Annotated in this window: 23 protein-coding genes; 10 read left to right on the top strand and 13 right to left on the bottom strand. The window is 62.7% G+C overall.

What is annotated here, in order from left to right:
* Window positions 1-6 precede the first annotated feature (6 nt).
* The 5 genes from ACZO3G_RS08125 to ACZO3G_RS08105 all read right to left on the bottom strand — a co-directional run bounded on the left by ACZO3G_RS08125 (window position 7) and on the right by ACZO3G_RS08105 (window position 7,235).
* Window positions 7-933, bottom strand: a complete 927-nt coding sequence (locus ACZO3G_RS08125; RefSeq protein ID WP_276870179.1) for an oxamate carbamoyltransferase subunit AllH family protein — start codon at window positions 931-933, stop codon at window positions 7-9.
* Window positions 914-2,581 (bottom strand): PucR family transcriptional regulator, encoded by a 1,668-nt coding sequence (locus tag ACZO3G_RS08120; RefSeq protein ID WP_486847034.1) that lies wholly within the window; start codon window positions 2,579-2,581, stop codon window positions 914-916. The genes ACZO3G_RS08125 and ACZO3G_RS08120 overlap by 20 nt, the downstream gene beginning before the upstream one ends.
* 336 nt (window positions 2,582-2,917) lie before the next feature.
* Window positions 2,918-4,438 carry an acyl-CoA carboxylase subunit beta gene (locus ACZO3G_RS08115; protein ID WP_101549953.1) on the bottom strand — a complete coding sequence of 507 codons (1,521 nt, stop codon included), beginning with the start codon at window positions 4,436-4,438 and terminating at the stop codon, window positions 2,918-2,920.
* Window positions 4,439-4,512: 74 nt separating this feature from the next.
* Window positions 4,513-6,024 carry an amidase family protein gene (locus ACZO3G_RS08110; RefSeq protein ID WP_276870175.1) on the bottom strand — a complete coding sequence of 504 codons (1,512 nt, stop codon included), beginning with the start codon at window positions 6,022-6,024 and terminating at the stop codon, window positions 4,513-4,515.
* Window positions 6,025-6,029: 5 nt separating this feature from the next.
* Window positions 6,030-7,235 (bottom strand): CaiB/BaiF CoA transferase family protein, encoded by a 1,206-nt coding sequence (locus ACZO3G_RS08105; RefSeq protein ID WP_276870172.1) that lies wholly within the window; start codon window positions 7,233-7,235, stop codon window positions 6,030-6,032.
* A 763-nt stretch (window positions 7,236-7,998) separates the two neighbouring features.
* Between ACZO3G_RS08105 and ACZO3G_RS08100 the strand changes: the two genes are divergently transcribed.
* The 5 genes from ACZO3G_RS08100 (at window position 7,999) to ACZO3G_RS08080 (ending at window position 14,728) form a co-directional block, all read left to right on the top strand.
* Window positions 7,999-8,844 carry an FAD binding domain-containing protein gene (locus ACZO3G_RS08100; RefSeq protein ID WP_306574794.1) on the top strand — a complete coding sequence of 282 codons (846 nt, stop codon included), beginning with the start codon at window positions 7,999-8,001 and terminating at the stop codon, window positions 8,842-8,844.
* A gap of 13 nt (window positions 8,845-8,857) precedes the next feature.
* Window positions 8,858-9,343, top strand: coding sequence for a (2Fe-2S)-binding protein (locus ACZO3G_RS08095; protein ID WP_101549961.1), 486 nt, complete (start codon window positions 8,858-8,860; stop codon window positions 9,341-9,343).
* Window positions 9,340-11,655, top strand: coding sequence for a xanthine dehydrogenase family protein molybdopterin-binding subunit (locus ACZO3G_RS08090; protein WP_101549964.1), 2,316 nt, complete (start codon window positions 9,340-9,342; stop codon window positions 11,653-11,655). Before ACZO3G_RS08095 ends, ACZO3G_RS08090 begins: the two co-directional genes overlap by 4 nt.
* Window positions 11,656-11,807: 152 nt before the next feature.
* On the top strand, window positions 11,808-13,139 hold the full coding sequence (locus ACZO3G_RS08085) for a uracil-xanthine permease family protein (protein WP_101549966.1): 1,332 nt from the start codon (window positions 11,808-11,810) through the stop codon (window positions 13,137-13,139).
* A 263-nt stretch (window positions 13,140-13,402) separates the two neighbouring features.
* The gene (locus ACZO3G_RS08080) at window positions 13,403-14,728 is read left to right on the top strand and encodes an MATE family efflux transporter (protein WP_276870167.1); all 1,326 of its coding nucleotides are present in this window, start codon (window positions 13,403-13,405) and stop codon (window positions 14,726-14,728) included.
* Window positions 14,729-14,774: 46 nt separating this feature from the next.
* Here the strand turns inward: ACZO3G_RS08080 and ACZO3G_RS08075 are convergent, their stop codons facing one another.
* The 3 genes from ACZO3G_RS08075 to ACZO3G_RS08065 all read right to left on the bottom strand — a co-directional run bounded on the left by ACZO3G_RS08075 (window position 14,775) and on the right by ACZO3G_RS08065 (window position 17,283).
* Window positions 14,775-15,236: a hypothetical protein gene (locus ACZO3G_RS08075; RefSeq protein WP_101549968.1), complete on the bottom strand. Its 462-nt coding sequence runs from the start codon at window positions 15,234-15,236 to the stop codon at window positions 14,775-14,777.
* A gap of 15 nt (window positions 15,237-15,251) precedes the next feature.
* Window positions 15,252-15,692, bottom strand: coding sequence for a cell wall hydrolase (locus ACZO3G_RS08070; RefSeq protein ID WP_101549970.1), 441 nt, complete (start codon window positions 15,690-15,692; stop codon window positions 15,252-15,254).
* A gap of 94 nt (window positions 15,693-15,786) precedes the next feature.
* Window positions 15,787-17,283, bottom strand: coding sequence for an oligosaccharide flippase family protein (locus ACZO3G_RS08065; protein WP_276870164.1), 1,497 nt, complete (start codon window positions 17,281-17,283; stop codon window positions 15,787-15,789).
* Between the two features lie 137 nt (window positions 17,284-17,420).
* Between ACZO3G_RS08065 and ACZO3G_RS08060 the strand changes: the two genes are divergently transcribed.
* Window positions 17,421-18,257: a class B sortase gene (locus ACZO3G_RS08060; protein ID WP_277138547.1), complete on the top strand. Its 837-nt coding sequence runs from the start codon at window positions 17,421-17,423 to the stop codon at window positions 18,255-18,257.
* A gap of 59 nt (window positions 18,258-18,316) precedes the next feature.
* Here ACZO3G_RS08060 and ACZO3G_RS08055 read toward each other — a convergent pair whose 3' ends face one another.
* The 3 genes from ACZO3G_RS08055 to ACZO3G_RS08045 all read right to left on the bottom strand — a co-directional run bounded on the left by ACZO3G_RS08055 (window position 18,317) and on the right by ACZO3G_RS08045 (window position 20,841).
* Complete coding sequence (locus ACZO3G_RS08055; RefSeq protein ID WP_101549976.1) at window positions 18,317-18,976, bottom strand: YczE/YyaS/YitT family protein; 660 nt, start codon at window positions 18,974-18,976, stop codon at window positions 18,317-18,319.
* A gap of 30 nt (window positions 18,977-19,006) precedes the next feature.
* Window positions 19,007-19,849, bottom strand: a complete 843-nt coding sequence (locus ACZO3G_RS08050) for a YitT family protein (protein ID WP_101549978.1) — start codon at window positions 19,847-19,849, stop codon at window positions 19,007-19,009.
* A gap of 167 nt (window positions 19,850-20,016) precedes the next feature.
* Entirely contained in the window at window positions 20,017-20,841 is an 825-nt protein-coding gene (locus ACZO3G_RS08045; protein ID WP_276870158.1) for a Cof-type HAD-IIB family hydrolase, read from the bottom strand.
* Window positions 20,842-20,967: 126 nt separating this feature from the next.
* Here ACZO3G_RS08045 and ACZO3G_RS08040 point away from each other — a divergent pair, with 126 nt between their 5' ends.
* From ACZO3G_RS08040 to ACZO3G_RS08025, 4 genes are all read left to right on the top strand, one after another.
* Window positions 20,968-21,795, top strand: a complete 828-nt coding sequence (locus ACZO3G_RS08040) for a putative RNA methyltransferase (protein WP_276870155.1) — start codon at window positions 20,968-20,970, stop codon at window positions 21,793-21,795.
* The gene (locus ACZO3G_RS08035) at window positions 21,795-22,289 is read left to right on the top strand and encodes a 4'-phosphopantetheinyl transferase family protein (RefSeq protein ID WP_256151623.1); all 495 of its coding nucleotides are present in this window, start codon (window positions 21,795-21,797) and stop codon (window positions 22,287-22,289) included. Before ACZO3G_RS08040 ends, ACZO3G_RS08035 begins: the two co-directional genes overlap by 1 nt.
* Window positions 22,290-22,467: 178 nt before the next feature.
* Window positions 22,468-23,952 (top strand): polyphosphate:AMP phosphotransferase, encoded by a 1,485-nt coding sequence (gene pap / locus ACZO3G_RS08030; protein ID WP_256151624.1) that lies wholly within the window; start codon window positions 22,468-22,470, stop codon window positions 23,950-23,952.
* Between the two features lie 462 nt (window positions 23,953-24,414).
* Entirely contained in the window at window positions 24,415-24,624 is a 210-nt protein-coding gene (locus ACZO3G_RS08025; RefSeq protein WP_101549987.1) for a ribbon-helix-helix domain-containing protein, read from the top strand.
* A gap of 175 nt (window positions 24,625-24,799) precedes the next feature.
* On the opposite strand, the gene ACZO3G_RS08020 is transcribed toward ACZO3G_RS08025, so the two are convergent.
* Together ACZO3G_RS08020 and ACZO3G_RS08015 are read right to left on the bottom strand one after the other, a co-directional pair.
* Complete coding sequence (locus tag ACZO3G_RS08020) at window positions 24,800-25,333, bottom strand: hypothetical protein (RefSeq protein ID WP_276870149.1); 534 nt, start codon at window positions 25,331-25,333, stop codon at window positions 24,800-24,802.
* A partial coding sequence (locus ACZO3G_RS08015; protein WP_486847029.1) for an ABC transporter permease occupies window positions 25,326-25,589 on the bottom strand: 264 nt, incomplete at its 5' end. The genes ACZO3G_RS08020 and ACZO3G_RS08015, both read right to left, overlap by 8 nt.

The raw sequence follows: 25,589 nt of genomic DNA, 5'->3' as shown, positions 1-25,589 counted from the left end.
AATATGTTAGATTTTTGCGCCGAAATAGATACCGCTGAGGATGTCCGTCCCGGACGTTTCCCCAAAGGTTATGACTCTGGAAGCAGCGCTTTCGAGCGACTGCGTGGGTCCGTTTGAAAAGAGCTGCCCGACCGTGTCGAGCACGTCCGCGGAGAGCAGGCCCTGCGATGAGCGGATGAGGAAGCTGCCGCTGATGACGTTGGTTTTGACGCGCGCGGCGCAGCCCATGCGCTGGGTGATGTCCATCGTGCGGAGCACGCGGCCCCGCGCGCCGCCCCGGGCGAGCATCGCCGCCATCATCCCGCACAGAAAGTCGTCGGAGGAGGGGGTGAGGCCCGGCCCGCAGCCGGCCATCGCGCCGGCCGCCGCGGAGATTTCCACGATCTGCCCCGTGTGCAGCGCGTCGAAGAGGCGCCGGACGCGGGGAAGCAGAAAAGCGGTGTAGTGGTTGTGGGGGAAGCGCTCCGCATAATCCGCGGAAGACCCCTCCTCCAGGTGGAAGACGAGCGGCGCCATGCCCTCCGGCTTGCCCTCCTCGCCGATGACCCCCGCGAGGCGTTCGAGCCTGTCGGACAGGTCGGGCGGGACGATCAGTTCCTTGCGTTCGAGCACCGAAAGGTCGGTGTCCAAGGCGTTCGTCAGATCCACGCGCAGCGTCCCGGCGGACGCCTCCCCCGGCAGGAGCATCGCGCTCATATCGGGCCGCAGCCCGAGGGCGGGGAAGGGGATGTCGGTGTCGATGCGCACCGAAAAGGGATAGAGCGGGCGGCATTTGGGAAGCAGCGTCACGAGCCCGAGGGGGGTGACAAGGTTGACCGCCCGGTCAAAAACGGAGTGAACGGTTGCGGGACAGCCCCCGGCGGGGATCGATCTGCGCAGGCTGTGGCAGACCTCCAGTGCCGGGACCGCGCCTTCATCTGTCTCTCTGCACATCATAAATCTTCAGCGCGATCTGCAGATTGAGAAGCTGGTCGGCGTTGTCGAAGCTCACGCCGGCAAGTTCCTTGATCCGCTGGATGCGGTAGGCGACGGTGTTGTAGTGGACGCCCAGCTCCTCCGCGAGTTTTTTGAGGTTGCCCCCGCACTTGAAGTAGGTCTGGAGCGTCCGCACGAGCTCGGAGTCGTGGTCGCGGTCGTAGTCGACGAGGACCTTGAGGGTCTCGGTGTAGAAGGACTGCAGCTCGTTCTGGAGGGTGTCGCAGGAGAGGAAGCGGTAGACACCCATATCCTCGAAATAGTGGACCCGCACCCCGCCCACCGAACCGCACCCGGCGGCACGCTTGGCTTCGGAGCAGCTTTTCCACAGGTCCGCGGTGTCGGGGTAGGCCCTGCCGATCCCGATGCTGATGAACTCGAGCAGCCCGTCGTCCGCGAGCGCCTTGCCGAAGACCTCCATGAACTGGGAGACCTCCTGCTTGCAGAGCGCGGGAGAACGGGAGCTCTGCTCAAAGACGAGCACGATGTTGTCGCACTTGTTGACGAAGAGCAGCTTGTAGGAGGCGCTGCGCGACAGGCGGCGCAGGACGCGCACGATGTTGTTGTTCATCTTGTAGAGCGCGCCGTTGGAAAGGGAGAGGGAGTTGTGCGAATTAATCACCTGGACCACCGCCACCTGGTGGATGGCCTCGATGTCGAAATCGAAGTATTCGGCGTTGGCCAGCGCCTTGCGCTGGCTGAGCTCGTCGTTGACGAGCAGGTTGTCGAGGAAGGAGACCTTGTGGTTGTTCTCCATCTCGAAGAGGGAGATCTTTTTGAGCATCTCCAGCGCGATCAGCGAGGTGGAGGCTTCGATGACGGCCAGGTCCACGCTGGTGACCTCGCGGTTGTCCTCCCACATGAAGATGTAGCCGTAGAGCTTCTTGTCGCTGTAGATGGGGACGGTGATCTTGCTGCACTCCCGCCCGTCCACCTTGCACAGCTCCCGCCAGCTCAGGGCGTTGTCGCTGCCGTGCCGCTCGCCGGAATTGTCCCGCACGCAGTTTTCCATCTGGCGGTAGATCGCGTCGCGGCGGCTGTAGGTGGCGGAGATGACGTAGGAGGAGAAGAACTCGTTGTAGATGGCGACGCTGTTGCCGTAGCGGTTGTGCAGCGTCTGGGTGATCGCCTGAAGGTTCCCGCCGCTGAGCATCGTCGCGGTGAGCGACTTCTGCAGGTCGTAGATGTCCATGAGCACCTGCGCCTGGTTGTTGACGATGGTGGTCAGCACGGGGGTGATGATTTTGGAGAAGGAAACCTCCGGCGGGATCTCAAAGATGGGGAAGGAGAGCGCGTTGGCGGCGTTGATGACCGCCTGCGGGGTTTCGCGGATATACCGCTTGGGCTTGATGCCCAGCCCCACGACGCCGCGGCTGTTGAGGGCGGGGACCAGCTCGACGAGCTTTTCCACATCGTCCTTGATCGAATAGGCGGTGGTGACGATCAGCTCCCCGCCGCTCACCCAGTCGATGATGTCGGGCACCTCCATGACGTTCATCGAGGTGACGACGCGGTCGAGGCCGCCCCTGCCCGCGATCAGCTTGGCGCCCTGGAGAACCTCCATCTCGAGCACCGACCTGACAGAAATGCCGTATGTTTTATCCATGGGGGAACCTCCTAACGGACCGGCTTACCCTGTCATTACTTTCATCATACTATTAAAAAAAGCGAAGTCAACATTTGTTGTGTAAAATATACAATGTAGAAAAATTCGCTTTGTTTTGATCGACTTTGACATAGGAGTTTTTCAATATAAATGGCCCAAAAAATTGTGAAAATAGCCAAAGAAGTCGGAAAAATAAACGAATTGTTAAAGAAATGCCAATTTTTAGAGCGCAAAACGCTGTGGAACTTTTACAACCTCACAAATCCTTCTCAGGAGGGGCCGCCGTCCCGCCCGCCTGACGGGCGGGACGGCGGCACAGGGGGAGGGACACGCAAATCAGAGCGGAATGTTGCCGTGCTTCTTCTCGGGGATCGACTGTTCCTTGCCGCGCAGCATCTCGAACGCCGCGACGATCTTCTGGCGGCTCTCGGCGGGGTGGATGACGTCGTCGACAAAGGCGTGCTCGGCCGCCTTGTAGGGGGTGGCGAACTCGGCCTTGTACTGCTCGATCGACTGGGCGCGCTGCTCGGGGCCCTCCTTGCGGAAGATGATGTTGGCCGCGCCCTCGGGGCCCATGACGGCGATCTCCGCGTCAGGCCACGCGAAGGAAACGTCCGCGCCGAGCTCCCGGCAGCACATCGCGAGGTAGGCGCCGCCGTAGGCCTTCCTCAGGATGAGGGTGACCTTGGGCACGGTGGCCTCGCTGTAGGCGTAGAGCATCTTGGCGCCGTGGCGGATGATGCCGCCGTACTCCTGGTGGGTGCCGGGCAGGAAGCCGGGTACGTCGACGATGGTGAGCAGCGGCAGGCCGAACGCGTCGCAGGTGCGGATGAACCGCGCGGCCTTGTCGGAGGCGTTGATGTCGAGGCAGCCCGCGCCGACCTTCGGCTGGTTGGCGATGATGCCGACCGCCTGCTTGTTGATGTGCGCGAAGCAGGTGATCATGTTGGTTGCGTAGAGCGGCTGGTAGTCCATGTAGTCGCCCCGGTCGACGATGCCGCGGATCACGTCGTACATGTTGTAGGCGCGGTTGGCGTTGTCGGGCAGGATGGTGGCCAGCTCGGGCACGAGGCGGTAGGGATCGTCGCCGAAGTCGATCTCAGGGGCCTTTGCCTTCCAGTTGGAGGGCAGGAAGGAGAGCAGGCGCTTGATCTGCGCGATGCAGTCCTGGTCGTTCTGGGTCATGAAGTGGGCGACGCCGCTCTTCTTGTTGTGGGTGGTCGCGCCGCCGAGGTCCTCGCCGGTGACGACCTCGCCGGTGACCGTCTTGATGACGTCGGGGCCGGTGATGAACATCTTGCTGGTCTTGTCGACCATGAAGATGAAGTCGGTGAGCGCGGGGGAGTAGACCGCGCCGCCGGCGCAGGGCCCCATGATCGCGGTGATCTGGGGGACGACGCCCGAGGCGGCGGTGTTGCGGAAGAAGATCTTGCCGTAGCCGGAGAGGCCGTCGATGCCCTCCTGGATGCGCGCGCCGCCCGAGTCGTTCATGCCGACGACGGGCGCGCCGACCTTGCGGGCGGCCTCGAGCACGTGGCAGATCTTGTTGGCCTGCATCTCGCCGAGCGAGCCGCCCATGATCGTGAAGTCCTGCGCGTAGGCGAAGACGACGCGGCCGTCGACCTTGCCGTAGCCGCAGACGACGCCGTCGGTCGGCTGGTGCTTCTGGGGCATGTCGAAGTAGGTGCAGCGGTGGGTGACAAAGGTGTCCATCTCGACGAAGGTGCCCGGGTCAAAGAGCAGCCCGAGCCGCTCGCGGGCGGTCAGCTTTCCGCCGGCGTGCTGCTTTTCGATCGCCTTGGCGTTGCCCTGGTAGATCGCTGTTTTGCGGGCAACAAGGTCTTCGATCTTATTCATTTTGGTTCCATCCCTTCATAGTCAGGTACCGGCGCGGCGGCCGGGAGTTTCGCCGGGAAGCCCGGCGGGGGCCGTCACGCGAGCGGCGGCGTGGAAAGGGGCGGGCGGCGCAGGTGGCTGTGCTGCTCGAACCCATAGGCGATCGAAATGAGCTGCGGCTCCGCGAAGGGGCGCCCGAGGATCTCCATGCCGACCGGCACGCCGATGGGGGCGTCGTCCGAGGGGGTGGAGAAGCCGGCGGGCACGACGACTGCGGGATAGCCGGTCACCGAGCCGATGACGCCGTTGCGCTCCTGCTGGCTGCCGCCCGTCTTGCAGACGAGCTGCTGCTGGTGCGGGTAGACGATCGCGTCGATCGCGTATTCGTCCATAATCGCGAGCACCTGCTTCTGGAGCTCGGCGCGCTTTTTGAGGCGCTCGTTGTAGGCGGGGGTTCCCACGTCGTAGCCCATCGCCTCGTCGAGGTTGCTCTTGAGGCCGGGGTGGTACTTGCCGCTGGCGAGCACGTCGGCCAGCGAGTGAATGGGGGCCGCGTCGCCGAAGCCCTCGAGGTACTGGCCGAGGTGGGTCTTGAGGTCGTGAATATGTACGCTGACGTTCTTGACGAGGTAGCCCGAGTCGATCTTTTCGGCGATGTCGACAAGCTCCGCGCCGGCGTCCCGCATAATCTGAAGGCTCTTTTCCATGCAGGCGTTGACCTCGCGGTGCAGGTCGTCGTCGGGGCCGAAGAAGCTGCGCAGCACGCCGATGCGCCTGCCGCGCAGGCCCTCGTCGTCGAGGTAATCGAGGTAGCTCGCCGGGATCTTGCCGAGGCAGGCCTCGGTGACGGGGTCCTTCGGGTCGCTGCCGGCGATCACGTCGAGCACGGCGGCGGCGTCCGCCACGGTGCGCGCGAGCGGGCCCGCGGTGTCCTGCGTCAGCGAATAGGGAACGATGCCGTCCCGGCTCACCAGCCCGATGGTGGGGCGGATGCCCACGAGGGAGCAGGCGGAGGAGGGGGAGCGGATCGAGTTGATCGTGTCGGTGCCGATGCCGACGATGCCGTAGTTGGCCGCCAGCCCCGCGCCCGTGCCGCCCGACGAGCCGCCGGGAGTGCGGGTGTGGTCGTAGGGGTTGTAGCTCTGGCCGAGGATCGAGCTGATCGTCTCGCCCCAGACGGCGAACTCATGCAGGTTCGTCTTGGCAATGATGACCGCCCCCGCCTCGCGGAGCTTTTTGGTGATATAGGCGTCCTTGTGGGTCTCGAACCCCTCGAGGGAGAGGGAGCCCGCGGTGGTCGGCATGTCGAAGGTTTCGCAGTTGTCCTTGAGCAGGACGGGGATGCCGTGGAGCGGGCCGGTCAGCCCGTCGGCCTGGAACCGCTCGTCGAGGCGGTCGGCCTCCTCGAGCGCGTGGGGGTTCACGAGGATGACCGCGTTGAGCTCGGGGCCCTTTTTGTCATAGGCCTCGATGCGGGCGAGGCAGCCCTCGATGAGCCGGCGGCAGGTGAGGCGCCCGTCGAGCATCGCCTCATGGACGGAGGCGACGGTCGCCTCCTCAAGCACGAAGGGTTTCCCGTTGTGGTTCTCGCATCTCTCGTCGGTCATGGCGCTCACTCCTTCTTCGGCAGCGTGTCGATGTAGGCCTTGATGTCGTTCTCCGAATAGCCGAGGATGTCGCGCAGGACCTCGACGTTGTGTTCGCCGACCTGCGGGGCGGGCTCGCTGGGGAGCTCATCCTCGGGCGGGACGGTGCTCAGCTTGACCGGGTTGCCCGCGACCTTGACCTTGCCCATGTGGGTCTGCTCGACTTCGACGAGCATGTTGCGGTAGTTGATCTGCGGGTCCTCGAACAGCCGGTCGATCGAGTTGATCGGGCCGCAGGGGATGCCGTTGTCGACGAAGATCTTGAGCCACTCGTCGGTGGTTTTGTCCTTGATCCGCTCCTGCATCAGGTCGCTGAGCTCCTGCATATGCTTGTTGCGCTCGGGGTTGGTGGAGAACTTGGGATCGTTGATGAGCTCCTGGCGGCCGGTGACCTCGCAGAACTTGGCGAAGAGCTTGTTGTTGCCGGCGGCGACGATGACCCAGCTGTCCTTGGTGCGGTAGGCCTCGAAGGGGGTGATGGACGGGTGCTTGAGTCCGAGCGGCCGCGCGACCTGGCCGGTCGCGGAGTACTTGGCGATGGCGTTCTCGAGAATGGCGACCTGGCAGTCGAGCATCGAGATGTCGACAAGCTGGCCCTCGCCGGTCTTTTCGCGCTCATAGAGGGCGGCCAGCGCGCCGTAGGCGCCCATCATGCCGGCGATGATGTCGCCGATCGAGGTGCCGACGCGCACGGGGTTTCCGTTCGGCTCGCCGGTGATGCTCATGACGCCGCCCATCGCCTGGACGATCATATCGTAGGCGGGCCTGCCGGAATAGGGGCCGGTCTGGCCGAAGCCGGAGATCGCAACATACACGCAGCGGGGATTGATCTTCTTGACGTCCTCATAGCCGAAGCCCATCTTGTCGAGCGCGCCGGGCTTGAAGTTCTGAACGAACACGTCCACGTTCTTGACCAGGTCGGTCAGCACCTTTTTGCCCTCGGGGGTCTTGGCGTTGACTTCGAGGCTCTTCTTGCCGCGGTTGATGCTCAAAAAGTAGATGCTCTGCCCTTCCACATAGGGGCCGTAGGCGCGGGCGTCGTCGCCCGAACCGGGCATCTCGCAGTGGATGACCTCGGCGCCGAGGTTGCGCAGCATCATGCCGCAATAGGGGCCCGCGAGGACCTTGGTCATATCCAGCACCTTGATGCCGCTCAGTGGTTTGGTTGTCATAGTGTGATTCCTCCCGTTTCATATAATGTATACAATCTTCCACGGCCGGCCGCCGTTTGCCGCGCCGGCCCTATGAGAAAGCCGGCCCCGCCGGCGGTTTTTGAGACGAAATCAATTACCTGTTGTAATAACTCCATATCATGTGCTATACTTACAGCAATAAATCCATGGGAATCTTGTGGATTCTTCCCAAAATGCCGCGCATCCGTCCCATCCACCCCGCAGGGTCACGAAAAGGGGGCGGAAAGGAGCCTTCCGCCGCCGGCCGGACGATTTTGCATGGTAAAGAAGGAAATTCTTTCTTTTCGATGTGACCGCGGCCGTTTTCAAGGGGAAATCCGGTTTGTAGGTTATCTACATTATAGTGGATAATTCCCAACTTGTAAACTGGAGAAAATGCCTTTTGATCACAGAAAATGTTAATAATATTTATGCAATACGCCTAATATTACAAAAAACGCAATTTTTTTCGGGCAAACTGCATTGTGATTTTTTCAGCATATCGGGGATTTTTTAACAAGGTGCGTAAACAAACGCGGCCTTCAAAAATCATAAGTATGACCAAGCCAAATGTGCGATTCCCAAAAAACCTGACGGTCCTCCATGAAATGTTGTGAAGTTTTTATAAATCGATATGATCGAAAATGCCTAAATTCTCTTGCGAAATCTATTCATTACAGAAAATTTGGAAAAAATCGATTGATATGGTTTGCCCATCTCAGTATAATAAGGTTAGTGGTAGTGACATTATGCCTAAAAAGGAGTGCTTATCGTGAAACAATTTAATTATTTAGCACCAAAATCCTTGCCCGAAGCACTTGCATTCCTGGCGGAGCACGGGGACTCCGCCGTGGTTTTTAACGGCGGCACCGACGTCGTCGTGCGGCTTCGCGACAACCTGATCGCCCCTGAGTACGTGATCGACATCAAGAAGATCCCCGGCCTGGACACGATCACCTTCGACGAAAAGACCGGCCTCACCATCGGCGCCTGCGTCACGATGAACGAGATCGGCGCCAACGAGTACGTCCAGAAGTACTATCCCTACCTCGGCAAGGCGGCGCTGTCGGTCGGCTCCAAGCAGGTGCGCAACCGCGCGACCTGCATCGGCAACATCGTCAACGCCTCCCCGCTGGCCGATACCGGCACCCCGCTGCTCGCCAACGACGCGGTGATCCTGGCCGAGGGCCCGGAGGGCAAGCGGGAGATTCCCATCCGTGAATTCTTCATCTTCGTGCGCAAGACCGCGCTGAAAAAGGATGAGATCGTCACCGCCATCCGGGTGCCCTACCATGCGGGCTCGGAGGGCGTGTACACCAAGATCTCCCGCCGCCGCGAGGTCGACCTCTCCACCGTCTGCGCCACCGTGGTGCGGGACGGGGACGACTGGCGCATCGCGTTCGGCTCCGTCGCGCCCACCCCTCTGCGGCTCGTCAAGACCGAGGAGCTGCTCCGCGGCAAAAAGCTGGACGGCGCGCTGATCGAGCAGGCGGCCGAGCTGGCCAAGACCGAGGTCGCGCCGATCGACGACGTGCGCGCCTCCAAGGAGTACCGCGTCACCATCGTGGGGCTGATCGTCAAGAGAAGCCTCGAAGCCCTGGCGAAATAAGGAGGGGATACATATGAAATACCAGGTCAATTTCTTCGTCAACGAGGAGCCGGTCGAGCTCTACGTCGACGCCAATAAAACGATGCTCACCGTGCTGCGCGAGGAGCTCGACCTCACGGGCGCCAAGGAAGGCTGCGGCGCCGGCGAGTGCGGCGCGTGCACCGTCATCATGGACGGCAAGCCGGTCAACGCCTGCCTCGTGCTGGCGCCCGAGCTGGACGGCAAGCACATCACCACCGTCGAGGGGCTGGCCGACCGCAAGGGCAACCTTTCCCCGCTGCAGGAAGCGTTCATCAAGCATGCCGCGCTCCAGTGCGGCTTCTGCACGCCGGGCTTCCTGATGACCGCCACGGCGCTCCTGAAGGAGAATCCGCACCCGACCCGCGACGAGATCAAGGCGGGCATCAGCGGCAACCTCTGCCGCTGCACCGGCTACAAACGGATCATTGAGGCCATCGAGGACGTTGCGGCACATACGGAAGGAGGCGAGCGCAAATGAGGACAGTCGGAACAACGATCGACAGGGTTGACGGCGTCAAGAAGGTCACCGGCCAGGCGAAATACGTGGACGACATCAGGATGTCCCGGATGCTCTACGCCCAGGTGAAGCGCAGCCCCTACGCGCACGCGAAAATCCTGAGCATCGACACGTCGGAGGCGGAGAAGCTGCCGGGCGTGAAGAGCGTCATCACGGGCGACTATTATAAGAAACGCGGCGGCCTCTACCTCGAGGACAAAAACTTCCTCGCGGTGGGCACCGCGAAATACCGCGGCGAAGCCGTCGCGGCGGTGGCGGCGGAGACGCTGGACATCGCGAAGGCGGCGGTCGAGCTGATCAAGGTGGAGTACGAGGAGCTGCCGGCGGTCACCAACCCGGTCGAGGGCATGAAGCCGGACGCGCCGCTCATCCATCCCGACCTGGGCACCTACAAGGTCGCCCCGATCTTCCACCCGGTGCCGGGCACCAACATCTCCCACCACTACAAGCTCCGCAAGGGCGACGTCGACAAGGGCTTTGCCGAGGCGGATTACGTCGCGGAGCACACCTTCTATATCCCGCACGTCCAGCACGTGCCCATCGAGCCGCATGTGGCCGTCGCGCAGTACGAGGCGGACGGAAAGCTCACCGTGTGGGCGAGTTGCCAGTCCCCCTTCGCGGTGCGCCAGGCGCTGGCGACCTCCTTCGACATCCCGCTCAACAAGGTGCGGGTCATCTCCCCGTATGTCGGCGGCGGCTTCGGCTCCAAGGCGGGCACCACCCTCGAAGGCATCGTCATCCCGCTCTCGATGCTCAACTGCGGGCGCCCGGTCAAGATGACCTACACCCGTGAGGAGGAGTTCGAGGACGCGTATGTCCGCCAGGGCGTCTATGCGACCCTCAAGACCGGCGTGCGCAAGTCGGACGGCAAGATCCTCGCCCAGAAGATCGAGTATGTCTGGGACGGCGGCGCTTACACCGAGTACGGCGTCAACATCGTCAAGGCGGCGGGCATCGCCTGCCCCGGCCCCTACGACATCGACAACATCTGGTGCGACAGCTACTGCGTCTACACCAACCATCCGGTCGGCGGCCCGTACAGGGGCTTCGGCATGTGTGAGATCCACTTCGCCATCGAGCAGAACCTCGATATGATCGCGCACGAGATCGGCATGTCGGAGGTCGACATCCGCCGGGTCAACGGACTGCGGGCGGGCGGCGCCACCGCGACCGGCCAGATCCTCGAGGACTGCGGCTATCAGGACTGCCTCGAGACGGTTGTCAAGGAACTCGAGTACGACAAGCCCTGCGAGCAGGTCGCGCCCAACCTCATCCGTGCCAAGGGCATCGCGGGCGGCTGGAAATCGCCGTCTCAGCCCACCGACGTGGCCTCGGCCGCGATCATCCGCATGAACGAGGACGGCACCTTTATGCTCATGACGAGCGGCCAGGACATCGGCCAGGGCTCCGACACGGTGCTCACCCAGATCGCCGCCGAGGTGCTCGACATCGACCCGAGCAAGATCACCATCCGCACCGGCGACACCGACCACACCCCTTACGAGTGGCAGACGGTCGCGAGCCGCACCACCTACTGCGCGGGCAACGCGGTCAAACTGGCCGCCGAGGACGCGAAGAACGAGATCCTCGAGCTGGCGCAGATCAAGTTCGGATGCAGCAAGCGCGACCTCGAGCTCAAGGACGGCTATGTGGTGCATAAGATCCACAAGGACAAAAAGGTCCCGCTGAGCACCTTCGCGCTCGGGCTCACCCTGCCCGACGCGTCGGGCATCCACGGCCCGCTGATCGGCAAGGGCTCCTTCGTGGTCCCGAACAACGTGGGCTACGACCAGGAGACCGGCCAGAGCCCCAAGCCGGTGGCCTTCTGGACGGTCGGCGTCAACGGCGCCGAGGTCGAGGTCAACACCGACACGGGCGAGATCCGCGTGCTCAAGATGATCTCCTGCTTCGACCCCGGAAAGGTCATCAACCCGGCGCTCTACGACGCGCAGGTGGAGGGCGCGATGGTGCAGGCCCTGGGCACGGCGCTCTTTGAGGAGCTGATGCTCAAGGACGGGCGGATCCTCAACCGCAACTTCGTCGACTACAAGATCCCGACTGCGGACGACATGCCCGAACTGACGGTGCGCGTCGCGGAGCACGAGGAGCCGACGGGCCCGTACGGAGCGCGCGGCATCGGCGAGCCGGTCATGGTACCGGGCGCGCCGGCGATCGCCAACGCGGTGGCCAACGCGATCGGGTGCCGGTTCTTCCGGATGCCGATCAGGGCCGACGACGTGCTCAAGGCGCTCAAGGAGAAGAAAGCCCAGTAGGCTTAAAGAAAATAAGGACCGGGCGGCCGCAGCCATGCGGCCCGGCCGCCCGGAGGTGTGTTTTTGGACAGCATGACGGTATAAAGGGCCCCGGCCCTGAAATACATAGAGAAATGGAGACAAGGCTAATACTATGTTGAGGAGGTAAGTCAATGGCCAATACCAATCGAGGAATCTATAATGCCCCGCAGGAACTCGGCTGGCCGAAAACGGTTGTTTTGGGTCTGCAGCACGTCTTTGCGATGTTTGGCGCAACGGTTATCGTCCCGATCATCACAGGATTGAATGTACAGGTAACGCTCTTCTGCGCCGGTATCGGCACGCTGCTTTTCCACTTTATCACCAAGCGGAAAGCGCCTGTGTTCCTGGGCTCTTCCTTCGCGTTCCTCGGCGGTTTCGCGGCTGTCAAGGCACTGCCGCTGACCAATTCCGCCGGCGTTGCGCTGACGGAGGCTGAAAAGCTCCCGTACGCCTGCGGCGGTATCGTCTGCGCCGGTCTGGTCTATGTTATTCTGGCGGCGCTGATCCGCGCGTGCGGCATCAAGCGGATCATGCACTTCTTCCCGCCGGTCGTTACCGGCCCGATCATCATCCTCATCGGCCTGATCCTCGCTCCGAACGCGATCAACGACGCGAGCGGCAACTGGCTGCTGGCAGTCGTCGCGATCATCGTGATCCTTGTGGCAAACGTCTTTGGCCGCGGCATGGTCAAAATCATCCCGATCCTGCTTGGTATCATCGCTTCCTATCTTGTGGCGCTGGTCACCGGGCATGTTGACTTCTCCGCCTTGGCGGCGGCGAACTTTGTCGGTATCGCGCCGTTCACCCTTGCGAAGTTTGACGTAAGCGCCATTCTGATCATGGTCCCGATCTCGCTGGCCTCCATGATGGAGCATGTCGGCGACATCGCGGCGGTCAGCGCGACCTGCGAGCGCAACTTCCTGGCGAACCCCGGCCTGCACCGCACCCTCATCGGCGACGGTCTTGCCACGAGCCTTGCCGGCCTCATCGGCGGCCCGGCGAACACCACCTACAGTGAGAACACCGGCGTTCTGGCGCTGACCAAGGTCTACGACCCGATCGTCATGGAAATCGCCGCCGTTGTGGCGATCCTGCTCTCCTTCATCCCGAAGTTCGGTGAGTTCGTCCATACCATCCCGACTGCGACGATCGGCGGCGTTTCCTTCATCCTCTACGGCATGATCTCCGCCATCGGCGTACGCAACCTGGTTGAGAACCAGGTCGACCTGACCGAGTCCCGCAACGTTCTGATTGCGGCGATCATCCTCGTCAGCGGCCTCGGCTTCAACAACATCGGCGGCATCTCCTTCCAGATCGGCGGGGCGGGCTTCACGCTCAGCGGCCTTGCGATCGCGGCAATCCTCGGTATCCTGCTGAATGCGATTCTTCCCGGAAACGACTATATCTTTAACGAGGAAGAATACGAGACCGTGGCTACCAAGGATCTGAATGCGGACCTCTAAAAACCATCAGAAGTCTGTGAGATTTTGCTCCATTTCTCTGCAAACCTACAGAAATCGGGGTTGGGCGGCTCTTTCCGGCGACGGAAAGGGCCGCCCTTCCTTTTGCTGGAAGGCGGCGCGGGCGCCCCACCGGGATTTCACACAGATTTTACATTGCGGCACGGTCCGCTCCCCGGCAAACTGCCAAAATGTAAAAATTGGCTTGCAATTTTTATGCACAAGGTGCAGAATGATTGCAGATTATGAGAAGGTGCGGTTTGCTGATGTTTACGAGAAGAGATTTGGTGCGGCTGATCATCCCGCTGATCATCGAGCAGGTGCTCGCGGCGACGGTCGGCATCGCGGATACCTTCATGGTGTCGAGCGTGGGGGAGGCGGCGGTCTCGGGCGTCTCGCTGGTCGATTCGATCAACCTGCTGCTGCTCAACGTCTTCGCGGCGCTCTCGACGGGCGGGTCGATCGTGGCGTCCCAGTATCTCGGGCGGGAGGACCAGCCCAGCGCGAACGCGGCGGCCAAGCAGCTTTTGACCGTGACGACGCTCGTCTCCTTCGGGCTGGTCGCCGTCTGCATGCCGGGCAGCAAATTCATCCTGCACGCCCTCTTCGGCAGCGCGGACGCCGCGGTCATGGGGAACGCCGAGGTGTATTTCCTGCTTTCGGCGCTCTCCTATCCCTTCATGGCGGTCTATAACGCCTGCGCCGCGCTCTTCCGCGCGCAGGGCAACTCAAAGATCTCGATGATGGCGGCGCTCGTCATGAACATCGTCAACATCTCCTTCAACGCGCTCTTCATTTACGGGCTGCGGCTGGGCGCGGCGGGCGCGGCGCTCGGCTCGCTGATCGCGCGCGGGGTGTCGGCGGCGTTCCTGCTGGCGGTGCTCTGCCACCACAATAACCGCATCTACCTCGACGAACTCAAAAAGCTCGAGTGGCACCCGGCGATGATCAAAAGCATCCTGCGCATCGGGGTGCCCAACGGGCTGGAGAACAGCATGTTCCACATCGGCAAGCTGATGGTGGCGGGGCTGATTACGACCTTCGGAACGGTGGCGATCGCGGCGAACGCGGTGGGCAACAGCGTCATGACGATGTCCCAGATGCCGGGTGCGGCGGTCAGCCTGGCGATGGTGACGGTCGTGGGGCAGTGCGTGGGCGCGGGGGAGTTCCCACAGGCCAAAAAATACATGCTGGGGCTGGTCGGCGCGGCGCACGGGATGAACCTGCTGCTCAACCTGATCCTGATTTTTGCGCTGCACCCGATCATCGGGCTGTTCGGGCTTTCGGCGGCGACGGCGGAGGCGGCCTGGCAGATCTGCCTCGTTTGTGCGCTCGGCAACATCCTCTTCTGGCCGATGTCCTTCGCCCTGCCGAACGGCCTGCGCGCCGCCAACGACGTGAAGTACACGATGATCACGTCGGTCGTATCGATGTGGGTGTTCCGGGTGATCTTCAGCTATATCCTCGGCCGCTATCTCGGGCTGGGGCTGCTCGGGGTGTGGGTCGCGATGATCATCGACTGGGTCTTCCGCGCGGCCATGTTTATGGCCCGCCTGCTGCGCGGCAGATGGATGAACCGCCAGCTGATCTGAACACGTAAAAAGCGTGCGGCGAAAGCCGCACGCTTTTTTTGCTGGTTTACCGGCTCATGCGGGGATAGCCCCTGCCGCCCATGCCGGGGCCGGGGAATCCGCCGCCCGGGGCGCCCGAACCGCCGGGGACGGGATTGGTCATGGTGCCGGGGACCGCCTGCGGGGGCAGGTAGCGCTGTCCGGCCGCGCCGGGCAGGTCCTGCCGGGGCCTGAGACGGGTGTCGACAAAGGTGACGAACTTGAGGGAGTAGAGGTCGCAGACGGTATACTGCTCCTCGCTCGGCTGGTAAAGGGTGATGTAGTTGATACCGCCCGAATAGAGGTAGCCCTCCTTGCGTTCCAGGCTGTTGGTGCCGATCAGGAATTCGCAGATCACATAGGCGCCGAGGTTCGCCTGCAGGATGGAGGAAAAGGAGCCGAGAAAAACCTCCTCGTTATTCTGCGGGTTCTCCTCCGCCTGCTGGCTTTCGAATGGCCCGAAGTTCAGGTTGTTGTCGCCGTTTGCCATATGATACCCCTCTTTCTATGTTTCGTAATAAGCGTCGGTGGGATTGTAAAAACAGTGGTCGCCGATCCGCGTGACCAGATAGCCGATGCTGCTGGGGAAATTCTGCCGGCAGCTGGCGGAGAAGGGGTTGAAAAACCAGAGCGCCTGCCCCAGGTCCATCAGGCGGTTGCCGGCGATCGCCCAATCGGCAATGTCGTAGTGGATCTGTTCGGGCCGCATGTTGTAGACGTTCTGGGCGTTGTAGGAGCCCCGTTCGGTCTCGGACATGCAGACGAACTGCCCCGTCTGGTAGAGGATTTTGCGGATGCTGCCCTGCCCGATGCGCTTGTATTCCCCGCCCGGCGCGTTCACGCGGTTCATCACGACGCTGGCCACCGCCTTCATCCCGGTGTCCCCCTCTCCGCCCGCCTCGCACTGGATCAGCCGGGCAAACAGTTCCCGGTCCGTCAGCGGCATGGAAAGCCCTCCTTCCGTTTTCACATTTCACTGCGGGCGAAAAGCCCGCCCGGTATCATGGATATGACGGGCTTGCCTGTCCCTATGCGCGATTTTACACGCGGCGCGGGTCGCAGCCCGCCAGGTGCAGGAGGAGGAGATAACACCCGGTGGAAACCAGGGCAAGCAGGAGTGCGAACCCGATGGGGGAGCCGGGCAGCGGCAGCCCCGCGCGGGAGAGGATGCGCGCGGCGAGCACCGAGATGGCGGCGCAGAGCAGGGGCTTCACGACCCGCTCGGTGATGTCGACCTCGAACTTTGCGACACGGATGAGTCTCCCGAGGCTGAGGGAGAAGTTGAAGACCTCGCTCAAAACGATGACGAGGATATAGCCCTTGATGCCGAGGACGGGCAGCAGCAGGTAGACGAGCACCATGCTGATGGCGGCGTCGGCGACGTTGTAGCGCATGACCGAGAGCTGTTCGTCCATCCCCTTGAGCATACAGTCGACGGCGGTGTCGAGGTACATGACGGGGATGACGGGCGCGAGCAGGCGGATGTAGACGCCCACGTCGGGGTTCTGCGACACCGCCGCGCCGATTTCATGGGAGAAGGCGAAGAGCACGCCGCACACCCCGATCGAGCAGCACAGGTTAAGGGCGAACATCCGCTGGATGAGGTGGGAGATGCTCTGCCCGCGGCTGTGGCGCTGGGCGATCTCGGGGACGATGAGGCTGGAAAAGGAGTTGAGGAAGGCGGCGGGGAAGAGGATGACCGGCAGGGCGATGCCGTGCACCGCGCCGAAGACGGCGAAGGAGGCGCCCGCCGCGAGCCCGCCCGCCTGAAGCCGGACGGGGACGAGCAGGTTTTTGACGGTGGCGAGCCCCGAGCGCAGGTAGGAGCTCATCGCCATGGGCAGCGCGATGCCGAACAGCCGTCCGGTCAGGCGGTTTTTGGGCGCGCCCTTCCGGCGGAAGCCCCGGCTGTCCCCGAGGTAGAGGACCAGAGAACTCACGAAGGAGAGCCCCTCGGCGATCACGCCCGAGCCGGTGATGGCGAGGCAGGCGTATTCGAGGCCGGGCGGCATCAGGAAGGTGAGGCCGACGATCGAGAGGCTGATCTTCAAAAACTGCTCGAAGATCTGCGAGGCGGCGGATTTGGCCACCCGCCCGACGGCGGTAAAGTAACCGTTCAGCGCGCAGGACATCGCGATGAAGGGCATCGAGAGCGCCATGGTCTTGAGGGGGCGGACGGTCTGGACGCTGCCGAGGCAGGTCTCCCCGATGAAGGGCGCGGCGAAAAAGAGGAAGAGGGACGCCGCGCCGCCGAAGAGCAGCGCGTAGCCGAAGCAGCGGCGCATCGCGCCCTTGACGTTGCCGTTGGGGCTGGCGGCCTCCTCCGCGACGAGCCGCGTCGACGCGAGGTTGATGCCCGACGCCGCGAAGGTGACGGTGAAGGAATAGACCGACATGATGAGCTGGAAGACGCCCATCCCCTCCGCGCCGATCTTACCGGAGATATAGAGGTTGAACCAGACGCCCACGGCGTTCATGAGCAGCGAGGTCGCGGTCATGATCATGGCGTTGAGGAAAAAACGCTGTATTTTTTTCATAGTTTCACCACGGACTTGTTTGATAATAAGGTATATGAAAAAACCGCGGCAAAAAGCCCAACCCAACCTTTCCCTTTTTAGAACGCCCTTTTTTTGCACAAACTAGCGGTATCAACTGCGAGAAAAGGAGCGTTCCCATGAAAACTACCATGCGATGGACCGCCCTGCTGCTTGCGGCCGCGCTGCTCGTCTCCTGCGCGGGCTGCAAAAAATCCGGCGGCCAGGGCACGACCCAGGACGGCGAATACGACCAGTCGGGGAACTACCGCCCGGCGCTTCCGAACGTCTCCGCAGAGCTGGCGGACGCGGTCAGGCAGAATTCCGACGTGGTCGGCTGGCTCACCCTGCCCAACACCACGATCAACGAGGCGGTCGTGCAGACGACCAACAATGACTATTACCTGCGGCGGGACGTCAAAAAGAACTATGCCTACGAGGGCTGCTACTATATGGACTACGAGAGCGTGATGTTCGACAACGGCGCGGACCTGGCGCAGAACACGATCATTTATGGTCACAACCTCGGCAGTCCGATGGGGGTGAAGGACGACCCCGAGGGCGCCAAATTCGCGCAGCTTTTGAAGCTCGAGGACATCGAGCTCGCTAAAAAGACCCCCTATGTCTACCTGACCACCGAGGGCGCGGCCCACGTCTTTGAAATCTTCGCGGTCTTTTACTGCGAGGCGGAGACCTCGCCCGTGCCCTACCACATGGCCGAGTATTCCGACGAGCGTTTCAATGCCCTCATCGGCGACGTGAAGGCGCGGTCGGAATATGCCTACGACGTCGAGGTGACGCCGGAGGACCGGATCCTCTCCCTTTCGACCTGCAGCTACAAATACGGCACCTATACCCAGAACCCCGACCAGCGCTTCGTCGTGATGGGACGGCTTGTACGGGAGGGGGAGGGCTACCACGAGACGGCGAATCTCGTCAAGAATGAAAATCCCAAGCTCCCCGCCTTTGTGAAGTAGCGGGCGCGTAAAAAAGCCGCCTCCCGGACCTTCCGGGAGGCGGCTTTTTGGTTTCGTTATCACGCGGATTCGGCCTGCGGCGTCAGGCGGCGCAGGATGGAATAGAGCAGCCGCGCGGTGCGCGGCATGAAAAACTGGACAATCGGCCCGGTGAGCAGGGCGGTGATCACGGTGCCCACCCCGATGACGCCGCCGAGCAGGAGCCCGCTGACGACGAAGGTGAGGTCGACCGCGACGCGCATCCAGCGGAACTGGAGGTGCAGCTTGTCGCTCAGGAGGATCGCCAGCGAGTCGTTCGCGCCGACGCCGACGCTCGCGTTGATGGAGGCGGAAAGCCCAAGCGCGATGAGCGCGCAGCTCGCCAGCACGATGACGACGCGCACCGGGAAGGGCAGGCCCTCGTGGATGACGCCGCGGAGCAGGCGGCTTGCGGCGTCGATCATCGGCCCGGTGATAAAGAGGGCGGCGAAGGTGCCCGCGCGGATATATTTGCGGTCGATGAAGAAATAGAGGACCAGCAGGGTGAAGTTGATGGCGATGTGGGCGGCGCCGTTGGAGATGTGGGCGGTGCGCGCCACCCCCTGCATGAGCATGCTGAACGGGTCGGTCCCGATGCCGGACAGGACGAACGCCGAGCAGCCGAGCGCGCAAACGGCGGTGCCGAGGCAGAAGTAGAGGACCCGCAGGATGAATTCGCGCGCCGGATAGGCTGGTTTCATGGTCGGACACTCCTTGTCGGGCGTAATGGGTCAGCTGTTGAGGAAGCCCTTGCCGATGATCTCCGACGTGTTGGAGATCAGGATGAAGGCGTTCGGCTCGGTGGCGCGGACGAATTGGCGCAGCGCCATGGCCTGTGGACGCTTGAGCGCGGTGAAGACGATCGCCTTTTTGCCGTGGGTGAAGGCGCCCTGCGCCTCGCAGACGGTCGCGCTGCGCTTGAGCACATGCACGATGAAATGGCAGATGGGCTCGGGGTTGTCGCAGATGATGTTGAAGTATTTGCAGAGGTTGATCGACTCGATGACGTTGTCGATGACGAGGGATTTGACCATGAGGCCGACGAAGGAGAAGAGGCCGGTCTTGATGTCGAAGACGAAGCAGGCGGAGAGCGCCACGATCAGGTCGGTAAAGAAGAGGGCGGCGCCGATGTCGGTGCTCGTGTGCTTTTTTAAGATCATGGCGACGATGTCGGTGCCGCCGCTCGACGCGCCGATGTTGAAGAGGATGGCCGACCCGAAGGCGGGCAGCGCGATCGCGTAGCAGAGCTCGAGCAGCGGCTGGTCGGTGAGCGGGGCGGACATGGGGCAGAACCGCTGGAGCAGCGACAGCCCGACCGACAGGAGCACGCTCGAGTAGGCGGTCATGAGGCCGAACCCCCTGCCGAGGAAGCAGAAGCCGACGGCAAGCAACGCCATGCTGATGACGAAGTTGATCGACGCGGCGGAAAAGGGCATGACGCGCGCGAGCACGACCGCGATGCCGGTCACGCCGCCGAAGGAGAAGTTATTGGGGAATTTAAAGAAATAGGTGCCCGCCACAATGATCAGGGTGCTGACGGTGATCAGCAGGAACTTCTTGATTTTTGGTGCCATAACCTTCCTCCCGCCGCGGCCGGACGCCGCGCCGGCTTCCTTTCCCGGCGCCGGTGGGGCGCCGTTTCGTCTTTATGGACTCCCCGCCGCCCACCCGCAAAAGGGCCGCGCGCCTTCGGCGCGCAAAAATACCCGCGGCGCGGGCATTTTTCTTTTGCGGGCGAAGCTCAGAGCAGGAACCGTTCGATCGCCCGGGCGACGCAGTCGTCGTCGTTGGAGGGGCCGACCCAGTCCGCGACCGCCTTGATGTCGTCGTCGGCGTTGGCGGGGGCGGCGGCCAGCCCGGCGAAGGTGAGCATCTCCAGGTCGTTGCGGCTGTCCCCGACGGCCATGACCTCGTCGGGCGCGACGCCCAGGTATTCGCAGAGGAAGCGCAGGCCGTCCCCCTTGTCTGTGCCGGCGGCGTTGATTTCGATGTTCTGCGCGACCGACGAGGTGAGGGCGACCCCCTCCACCCCGCGCATCGCTTCCCAAACCGCCCGCTGGTGTTCGGGCGGCAGGTAGGGGACGTTGAATTTCTCGACCGGCGCGGCGGGATGCAGCAGGTATTCCCGCTGGTCCTCGACGGTGCGGCGGCCGCGCAGGAGGTTTTTCATCCGGCTCTCGGAAAAGCCGGAGGCTTCGATATAGGGGATGCGGCCCCGTTCGACGTAGTCGAAGCCGCCGCTGTAGATTTCGATAAAGACGGGAAAGGGCGCGAGCGCGTCGAAGACGCGCAGCGCCGTGTCCACGGGGATGGGGTTGGCGTAGAGGGGGGCCTCCCTGCGCAGGTCGAAGACGGAGGCGCCGTTGCAGGTGACGGCGTAATGGAGCCCCGGCGTCTGCTCGATGGCCTCGGGCAGGCGGTGGCGCATCCGGCCGGTGGCGGTCACGACGAACACGCCGCGCGCGTTGGCGGCCTCGATGGCCGCGCGGTTTGCGGGGGAGACGGTCACATGGTCGCTTTTGAGCGTCGTGCCGTCCATATCCAGGGCGAGGAGTTTGATCTTCATGCGGTTCTTCCCTTCCAATTCGATTCCAGCTACCATTATACACGCATGGGAAGCCGGACACAACCGGAAATTGACGGGGCGGCGCAAGGCTGGTACAATGAATAAAACAGCTTGACCGGGAGGGACATGGATTTGTACAGTTGTCCGGTATGCGGCGGGAGCCTCGCGTGGGGGGAGCACGCCTGCCGGTGCCCGGAGGGGCACTCCTTCGACATCGCCGCGCAGGGCTATGTCAACCTTCTGCTCGCCAACCAAAAGAGCAGCCCCAACCCGGGGGACAACGCGGAGATGGTCGCTGGGCGCACCCGGTTCCTCGACAGCGGCAGCTACGCCCCGCTCTCCGACGCGCTGAACGGGACGGTCCTCGCTCTCTGCGGGGACGCGCCCCGCATCCTCGACGCGGGCTGCGGGGAGGGCTATTACGCCGCCCGCCTCTTTGACGCGCTGGAAGGGGCGGGAAAGGCTCCCGCGCTCTTCGGCGTCGATCTGTCGAAGCCCGCCGTCCGGCACGCGGCCCGCCGCTGCCGCGGGGGCCGCTTCGCGGTCGCGAGCCTCTTTGCGCTGCCGCTCGCGGACGGGAGCGCCGACCTCGTCTACAACGTCTTTTCCCCCCTCTGCCCGCGGGAATTTTCCCGCGTGCTCGCCCCGGGCGGGCATTTCGTCGCCGCCTATCCGGCGGCCCGGCACCTGTGGGGGCTCAAAAGCGTCCTCTACGACGCGCCCTATGAAAACGCGGACAAGTCCTTCGAGCTGGAGGGGTTCCATATCACGGACCGCCGCCGCGTGCGCTATTCCTTTACGCTGGAGGGGAGCGCCCTCATCGAGAGCCTCTTTTCGATGACTCCCTATTACTATAAGACCCCGGCGGAGGGGGCGGCCCGGCTCGCGGCGCTGGAAACCCTCACGACCGAGGCGGATTTCTGGGTGGTCACCTACGGGAAGGGGGAGGCGTGATGGAAAACGCCGTCTGGTTCGCGCGCACCGGCGCGCGGGACCTCTCGGCGGCGGCCCGCGCGCTGCTTGCGCGCGCGCTTGGCCTGCCCGAGCCCCCGCGCGTCGAAAAGGACGCGCGGGGAAAGCCCTTTCTGCCGGATTTCCCGGGAATTCAAATCAGCATCTCCCACACGCGCGGCGCGGTGGCGGTCGCACTCTCGGAACGCCCCGCCGGCGTGGACGTGGAACCGGCCTCCCGCACGCTGCACGACTGGTTCCCCGCGCGGTTCTTTACCGGCGCCGAGCGTTCCCTCGCGGACTGCCCGGAGGAGGTGATCGCGGTGTGGACCCGCAAGGAGGCGCTTCTCAAACGGGATGGGCGGGGGATCACCCTGCCGCTGCGGGAGGTCGAAACGGCCGGCCGGGACGACCTCGTGACCCGGCGTGTCGGGGACTATGTGGTCTCCTTCTGCGGCGAGCCCGCCGCCTTTTCCCTCATCGAAACCACGCTCTGACAGGAAACGGTCCGCCATTGGCGGACCGTTTTTGTAATCCTGCACGATTCCGGTTGAAGAAAGTGGAAAAATATTGTATAATCAAGAGTAACAACCCTCCGCTCATGTGCCCGCGGAAAAACCTCTCCGCACCGGGCACAATAGGAGGAAGCTCGGAATGAAAAGCGAGGAATGAACGATGCTGGAAAATCTGGATTTGGATGTTCGGATGGAAAAAGAGGAGTGGGACGCGGTGTCCGACGGCCTGAAACAGAAGCTCGGCGTGCTTCAGCAGCGCATCCGCGCGCTGAAGATCCCGATGGTGCTTGTCTTTGAAGGGTGGGGCGCCTCCGGCAAGGGGGACAAGATCTCCCGCCTGATCACTAACCTCGACCCGCGCGGTTTTTCGGTGCACAGCATCCTCGCGCCGACGGCGGACGAGCGGCGGTTCCCATGGATGCGGCCCTTCTGGCAGGCGCTGCCCACCTACGGGGACACGGCGATCTTCGACCGGAGCTGGTACCGCGCGGTTTCGGTGGCGCGGGATGAGGAACGCCTCACCCGCCGCGACCTCAACCACCGGTTCGACGAGATCGTGGACTTTGAGCAGCAGATTACCGACGACGGGTACGTGCTGGTGAAATTCTTCTTCCACATCTCCAAGAAGGAGCAGAAGAAGCGGCTCAAATTGCTGGACGATCAGAAATCGACCCGCTGGCGCGTGACAAAGGCCGATTGGGACCACAACCGCCGGTATGGCGAATATCTGGAAATTTTCGATGAGATGATCTCCCGCACCGACCGGCACAACGCCCCCTGGACGGTGGTGGCGTCGACCGACCGCCGCTATGCGACCTGGAAGGTCTTCACCACGGTGATCGGCGCGATGGAGCAGGCGATCGAGCGCAAGGAAAACGGCTATGAAAAGCCGTTCACCGGCATCCGCGTGTCGGACGACATCAAGACGCTGCCCGCGCCGCGCCTGCGGGAGATCGACCTGAGCGTCACGATCGAGGAAGCGGAATACCGCAAGCAGCTCAAGGACTGCCAGAAACGCCTCTCCGAGCTGCACAACGAGCTCTACCGCCGCCGCATCCCGATGATCCTTGCCTACGAGGGCTGGGACGCGGCGGGCAAGGGCGGCAACATCAAGCGGGTGGCCGCGGCGCTCGACGCGCGCGGCTACGAGGTCATCCCGATCGCCGCGCCGACCGCCCTGGAAAAGAACCATCCGCACCTCTGGCGGTTCTGGAACGCGCTGCCCAAGGACGGGCATGTGGCGATCTTCGACCGCACCTGGTACGGCCGCGTCATGGTCGAGCACATCGAGGGGTTCTGCACCGACGAGGAGTGGGGCCGCGCCTACGACGAGATTAACCGCTTTGAGCGGGGGCTTGCCGAATGGGGCGCGATCATCCTCAAATTCTGGCTGCACATCGACAAGGACGAACAGCTCGCCCGCTTTACCGACCGCCAGAACACCCCGGAAAAGCAGTACAAGATCACCGATGAGGACTGGCGCAACCGCGACAAATGGGACGACTACGAGAAGGCGGTCGACGAGATGCTCCTGCGCACCAACACCGCCTATGCGCCGTGGATTGTCGTCGAGTCGAACGACAAGCGCTACGCCCGCATTCGGACGCTCAAGGCGATCATTGCGGCGATTGAAGCCAGGCTTTGATTTGCCGCGCTGCGCCCGGAGGATATGCCGGTAGTCGACCGGCGGCGAGTGACTTTCTTTACGTCAAAGAAAGTCACCAAAGAAGGACGCCAAAGGACCCTCCGCCGGGTCCTTTGGAATCCCCGGGAGTACCTTGCCAGTACCCGCAGGTTACAGCCGCTCCCCACGGGTACACCAGCTGTGGGCACAATTCGGGTTGCGGACGCTCCCAACATCCGGGAACAGAAGGTACAAATAAAAAGGGCGCGCAGCGATCGCTGCGCGCCCTTTTTGCAAAGGCGGCCGTTATAGAAGGGAGTAACTGCCGATGAGTTACCAAGGGAAACGGTAACGAGGCAAATTCGGCCCACCAAAGCAAACGTACTTATGAAGCGTAATAATATTATACAGCATAATAAGCAGGAATGTCAATAAGTTTATGCTGTATAATAACCTTATTAAACAGATAAGGTTTTGATAGCAATGGCGACAATCAAAGTAAGCGGAGACCTCAAAAATAGAGATCGGTTATCGACGACCGTTGATAAGGGCCTGTATAAGGCGATCAAGGGTTATAGCGAAGAGTCGTTGGTGCCGATGTCGAAGATCATAGACGAGGCAGTGGAAGACTTCCTGATCAAAAAGAAAATTCCCTATGAGTGGGTTGCTCCTTACCGGGTGCCAAAGGAATAATAAAATGCGGACCGCGAAGCGGTCCGCATTTTTTGATGATTGATTTATCGGAACTGGCCTTCTTCGCTTCCTTTCTTGGGCGAACAAGGAAGGAGCTCGCCGCCGGTCGACTATCGGCAGGCCCTGCGCCCGCTGGGCGGAAGACCTAAGAGAAGAGGCCCGCCGGGGCGCAAAGCTAACGGGGGAAAGCATACTCCTCGTCGAGCAGGAACCGCACCCGGCCGGGCGGGGGATCGGCATAGGGGTTATACTCCATCCCGTTCAGCGAGCCGGCGTCCACAAGGTCGAGCCATCCGAACCGGGGCACGGAGACCTCCTCAAAATAGAGCCTGCGCACCCCGTAGCGGTCCTCGCCGGGGTCGTACCGGCCGGGAATCGGCCTGCGGTCGTACCGGACGAGGTAGGGCGCCGTCTCTCCGCCCCCGGGGACGCTGACCGTACAGACGACGGTGCGCGCGTCGGGATAGAAGGTCGCGTTATAGAGGATGGGGCCTGCGTCCTGCTCGGCGGGCAGGGGAGAGGCGACCAGCTCGTCGAGGTCAAGGCTGTGGTTGGGGCTTTGTGCGCGCAGGGAGGCCATCAGGGGCGTGTCGGGGCGCGTGTCGATGTACTGCTGTTTCTCAGCCTGTGTGCGGGCGGCCAGCAGGACCGCCGCGGCCAGCAGGAAGAGAAGAAGCGGGAGCGCGCGGCGCTTTTTCGGTTTACTCATGCTTGATCGCCTCGAGGGCGGAAATCTTCATCGCGCGGTTGGCGGGCAGGATGCCGGAGATCAGGCCGATGAGGGTGGCGAAGAGGATCGCCGCCACGACGAGCCACGGCGGGATGAGGGAGACCTGCGCGGCGGCCTGCTCGCCGCCGCCCCCGTAGTAGCCCATATAGCGCATCGACATGCCGCTGTTGTCCCCGCCGAAGGAGAAGTTGAAGTAGTTGATCGGGTTGACGGGAACGCCCCGGTGTATGACTTC

Source organism: Anaerotruncus sp., from assembly GCF_057433415.1.
Note: the sequence above shows the minus strand (reverse complement) of the source record. Positions and strands in the feature narration are given on the sequence as shown.